The organism is Helicobacter sp. (assembly GCF_022511165.1).
In the GTDB taxonomy this organism is placed as follows: Bacteria; Campylobacterota; Campylobacteria; order Campylobacterales; family Helicobacteraceae; genus Helicobacter_C.
The window spans coordinates 1-5,320 of record NZ_JAFLSB010000064.1 but is presented as its reverse complement, the minus strand read 5'-3'; the positions used below and the strand labels follow the sequence as shown (position 1 = coordinate 5,320).

General features: G+C 39.2%; 4 protein-coding genes and 1 tRNA gene. 2 read left to right on the top strand and 3 right to left on the bottom strand.

The genetic code is table 11. From position 1 onward, the window contains the following. The 3 genes from J1E28_RS07490 to J1E28_RS07480 form a co-directional block, all read right to left on the bottom strand. Positions 1 to 1,649: methyl-accepting chemotaxis protein (locus tag J1E28_RS07490; protein WP_291028362.1), on the bottom strand; the 1,649-nt coding region annotated here is incomplete at its 3' end. 135 nt (positions 1,650 to 1,784) lie between these two features. After that, entirely contained in the window at positions 1,785 to 2,864 is a 1,080-nt protein-coding gene (locus tag J1E28_RS07485) for an SAM-dependent methyltransferase (RefSeq protein WP_291028360.1), read from the bottom strand. Between the two features lie 40 nt (positions 2,865 to 2,904). Next, the gene (locus J1E28_RS07480; RefSeq protein WP_291028358.1) at positions 2,905 to 4,119 is read right to left on the bottom strand and encodes an aspartate aminotransferase family protein; all 1,215 of its coding nucleotides are present in this window, start codon (positions 4,117 to 4,119) and stop codon (positions 2,905 to 2,907) included. A 134-nt stretch (positions 4,120 to 4,253) separates the two neighbouring features. Here J1E28_RS07480 and J1E28_RS07475 point away from each other — a divergent pair, with 134 nt between their 5' ends. Then, complete coding sequence (locus J1E28_RS07475) at positions 4,254 to 4,817, top strand: hypothetical protein (protein WP_291028357.1); 564 nt, start codon at positions 4,254 to 4,256, stop codon at positions 4,815 to 4,817. Between the two features lie 336 nt (positions 4,818 to 5,153). Beyond that, positions 5,154 to 5,229, top strand: a tRNA-Glu gene (locus tag J1E28_RS07470). Positions 5,230 to 5,320: the final 91 nt, after the last annotated feature.

The window sequence follows — 5,320 nt, the reverse complement described above, 5'->3', positions numbered from 1 at the left end:
GCTAAGAGATTAGTTTGATCAGCAATATCTCGAATGATACCAATGACATTTTTAATATCTTCACTTTGTTGAATCACTTCTCCAGTCTTAGAGCTTACATTTTGCATTGATGAAGTAATTTCTTCTACGGCTTGAGCTGTTTGTTCTAATGAACTCGCTTGAGTATTAGTGAGATTAGTAAGATTAGCAACTGCTTCAGAGAGAGCGTGGGCTTCCTCTCCAAGTGTTTGAGCAAAACCTGCACTTGTGCTGAGCATTTTACGAATTTCTTCTCCAAGCGTATTAGTAACTACTTCTACTCTACCACTTGCATCTTTAACTTCTGTGGTAAAGTCTAATTGGGTATAGCTATTGAAAACTCGAGCAATTTCATTAGTATCTCTTCCTATTTTGTGTTGTAAATCATCAAGCATATGATTGAGGACTTCTTTAAGTTCATTAAGCTGTGGATTATTTGGAGTTTCTGTGATTCTTGCTCTTAAATCCCCTGCCTCAATAGTTTTTGCTGTGGCAACTGCTTGTTCAACAGCTTTGGCATCTTGTTCTAAGCCTTTTTGGGTGGAGACAATGTTTTCATTGATAGCTTGTCCCATTTCGCCAAGCTCATCGTGAGTTTTAATAAGAATAGACTTTGGTGGCTCTTTTGTCTCGTGATTTATATATTTAAAGAAGGAGAGTAGCCCTTCTCTAATCGTTTTCACAGGGCTAATAAACATTCTAATCACAAAATAAAGCAAAATCGCGCCTACGGCGAGTAGAATTAATGTGAGAAGCATTGTAGAAACGAAGTTTCTTGTTATCGCTTCTTCATAGTCGTTTTTATCAGCCCTTGCAACAATTGTCCAATCAAATGGAAATCGTTTGTAAAATGCAATACTTCTTTGTCCTTTATAATCAGTATATTCAATCTGCCCCTCTGAAGAAGTCTTTAAGGCTTTACCCAAATGAATTTCTAGAGGTGTGGGGCTAGGATCTGTTGGCGAAGGAGGATTTTTTCTAGAAAATACCGTTCCTTCGCTATCGGCAATAGAGATGTCCATACTTGGAAGTTCAGGACGTTCAAAGTTTTTGAATCTTGCTTGAAATCCATCTACAAAAATATCTACGCCAATGACTCCGGCAAATTTTCCATTTTTATAAAAAGGAATAGCTGCTGTGGAGAGTACTTTTCCTTTATTTGCGCCTACTTGTGAGACATAAGTGGGCGTTACCAAAAAGTCATTTTTCTTTTTTGTTTCTATATACCAATCTCTTTCCCTCAAATCTCCCACATTATCCCATTGAGTAGAAGTGGGTGCTTTTTTCCCCGGCTCAAATTCTTCTGTCAAAGTCTTACCTGTATTTTCATAAGTAACATACACGGCAGGGTATTGTATTAAATCAGCAACGCTAAAAAGGTATTTTCGTTGTGCAAGAATATCATCTTGATCAACATTTTCTAAAAAAGAAGCAATCGCTTTAAGATGCTGCTGTGCCTCGATATTCATTGTGATGTTGATAGTTGTAAAAGATGAAGATAAAGCAAGTTTTTGTAGTCCTTTAAACACCTCGCCCGTATCATTTGAAGTATTCCTGTAGCTGAAAAAGCTTGTTGTAAGAAGCACAACAATAAAAATAGCCAAAACAACACTAATAAGTTTAAACGTCAAAGATTTTCCCATAACTTGTCTCCAAAAATTTTAATAGGCTCTCTTTAAAGCCTATCACTTTAAAATAGAGTGTGCAGGATTTTACTTTAAAAAACATTTTAACTTTCTTTATTTTTTTTTTTTTGTCTTTATGAGCTACATTTTGTAACATACTCCCTTAAAGCGCTCACCCATTGTATGAAGCAGAGTTTTTACCTTGTGAATCTCTTTGAAATATGCACTGAATCCTTTTTGTGTATGAAAAGATTCTAAAAGCTCTAAAAGCCGCATTTGCTCAATCAATACTTTAGCTTGTGAAGAGCCAAAGATAGCAGTAAATCCTGCTTGTCTAAGGAGCATATCTAAAAGCGTAAAATCCACATCATAGGTTATATCAACCTTTTGATAGAGTGTTTTAAAATCGCCATTTTGCGCAAGAAAGGAAGCTAGAGTTTGCATCGTATGTGTGCTAAAAAAACGTGGATTACTCTGCAGTGTATTTTGATTTTCATCAAAATTGCCATAATCAAAATTAACTATATAGCTTTGTGTGTGAGCTTTAGCAAAATGAGCAAGGGAGGCGATAAAAGGCTGCCACAAGGGCAAAATACCGCTATATTGGACAGGATTCAAGGCAGTGTGGCAGAGGGCGAGATTTTGCAATAGCTCTTTGGTTTTATCCTCTATCTCTCCCCACATACCGCGCCACGAGGGAGAATCTTGACTAATATAGAGCATTGTATCTTCTTTTATCACCTCACAGGGAAAGCTATCAAAAAGTTCATTAGCAATCACAAAAAGGCTTGTTGGCGTATTTGGCAGAGGGCAAGAAGCGCAATCTCTAAAAGTGGCAAAATGCAGAGGAGTGCTAAAAGAAAGCGAGGCAAGATGCGCCATTTGAATCTGCGCTAAGGAAGCAAAAGGCTCTAGGGTGATAAAGGTGCATTCTTGCAAGACATTATGGCTTAGCGCATCAAGAAAAAGCGCAATATCACCGAGCAAATACCCCTTATCTGCGCCAACTTCCACAATGCGCAAAGGCAGAGACAAATCGCCATTTTCAAGCAAAGAGAGGATATAAGAGGCAATCGCACCGCCAAAAAATTTACTCGCACTCACAGAAGTATAAAAATCCCCCTTTGTGCCTACTCTTTGCGCATTTGCGTAGTATCCATTTTGCTCATCATAGAGGCTTTGGGACATATAGAGGCTAAAGGGTATATGCGTTTTGCTCAACTTGCACCTGCCTCAATGTTAATCTTTACATTTTTTGTATTTAAATTTTATTTGAATCTAGGCTTGTAAGTGCGTTTTTTAGTCGCTTAAACCCTTCGTCCATTTCTTCTTGCGTGATAGTCAGTGGTGGGAGGAAGCGCACCACGCCTTTACCAGATTTAAGCACAAGCACACCAGATTCAAGCGCAGCAGAGATAATGCGCCCCTGCATTGCGCTATCTTTTGTATAAAGCCCACACATCAGTCCTAAGCCGACTTTATGCGTGAAAATATGCGGAAACGCGCTCACAATGTCTTCTAGTGCATTATGGAAAGATTCTATGGTTTGGGCTAATGCTCCGCTTGAATGCAGAGCAGAGAGTATCTCAAGTGTTGTAAGTCCCGCCGCACAGCTTAGAGGGTTACCCCCAAAGGTGCTGCCGTGGTCGCTAGGCTCAAAAATATCAATCAGCGAGGTAATGACTGCCCCAATAGGCACACCACCAGCCAAACCCTTTGCGGTGCTTATCACATCAGGATTAATACCATAGACTTTAGAGGCAAAAATCTCACCGCAGCGGAAAATGCCCGTTTGCACTTCATCTATCATCAGTAAAATCCCTTGTGCTTTTAAATGTTTGCTTAGCGCAATGATTTTTTCTCTCTCCATTGGGGCGATACCCCCCTCGCCTTGCACGAGTTCAAGCAATACCGCGCAAGTGTGGCTATCAAGGTGGTTGTAAATATCATCAATATCTTTGGCATATACGAATCCATCGGGGTATGGTCCAAAATGCTTGTGCATTTTTTCTTGTGCGGTAGCTTTAAGTGCAGCAAGTGTGCGTCCGTGGAAGCTTGAATCAAGCGTGATAATTTTATAAGCTCCTTTATTTTCACCATATTTGCGTGCCATTTTAATTGCGCATTCATTTGCCTCCGCACCAGAATTACAAAAAAATGCGCGCATTGGGCTTTTTGTAGGCATTTTGTCTTGATAAAGCGTGATGAGTTTTTGGGCGAGTTTGGCTTGATTGGGTATGAAATAGAGATTTGAAGTATGCAGGAGATTTTGTGCTTGGGTTGCTATGGTACTTGCAAGTTGCGCATTAGCGTGTCCTACGCTACATACCGCAATCCCTGCACCAAAATCAATATATTCCTTACCTTGTGTGTCAAAGATTTTTGCATTTTTACCCCGCACAAATGCCACAGGAGAACGCGCATAGGTCTGTAAGAGAAATTCCTCATCAAGTGCTTGAATCTGTGCTAAGTCCATTTTTGCCCCCATAAAATTACAGATGCGCAAGGATTGTGTGTTGCGCTACATTGTATCTTAAAATCATCATTTTAGCAATTTATGGAGCGTTTTTTGCTAGGGGAGAGTGTTAAAAATTTAAAAAGGAGTGTAATTTGCGTATTGATTCGCCTATAATGCCCCCCATAAATGCTGCAAATTACGCAAAAAATAAAGAATCTCCAAATACAATAAACAATGAAAATACTCATAATAATATAGATGCACAGCACAATAATGCACCTCTTTCTCAAAATGATAAGGCATTAGATAATATACAGAGAGGGCAGGTGGATTCTCCAAATGTCAATAGGATTGATGAGATAGAGCAAGGAGGCGTAGAAAAGCGTGAGCGAGTGCATTTAGAGGAGCATAAGGATCGTATCACTTATGGATTAAAAGTCCTTGAGTTAATGAGTGAAGAGGAGTATCAAGCCTTTTTGTGGGCTACACAGGATTTGAGCGAGAGTGAAAAAATCCTTATGGCACAGAGTCTTTATCGCTTTACAAGCTTTTATCAGGGCAAAAACTTTGAGCAGGGAAATAAAGAAACTGATATGCAAAAGCTTAATGCGCATAGGGCTTTTGGCGTGGAGCATTCGATGATGGAAGATTTTATCCAACGTTATAAAAACGCTTATAGTAGGCTTATGCAATCCCAACTTGATGCGCAAGGGTAGATTCAAAAAACTTTGAGATTTTAAGAGAGGATTAGGGCAAATTGTTGATAAAACTTTTTTAAGCCACTTATGTAAGAGAGATGATACAAACTCAAAAAGCATAGAATCTTAGGGAGCAGATTTCGCGGAACTTGCGAATGTGCGAATGATTGTGGATTTTTGTAGATTCCAAGGTAGGCTTGACTTTTTGGCACTTTTTGCATAGAATTGTCAGCTTTATTCCCCCATAAAATTCACAAATATTAAAAAAAGTCAAAGTAGCTCAGCTGGTTAGAGCGCACGCCTGATAAGCGTGAGGTCGGAGGTTCAAGTCCCCCCAGGCCCACCATTAATTTTGGCCTGTTGGTGAAGCGGTTAACACATATGCCTTTCACGCATACATTCATGGGTTCAAATCCCGTACAGGTCACCAAAAATGCTCAATAAGCTCCCATAAATAGGGAGTTTTTCGATTTTACAATTGTTATCTATATAATAAAACTTTTTCGTAATTTTTCAATTTA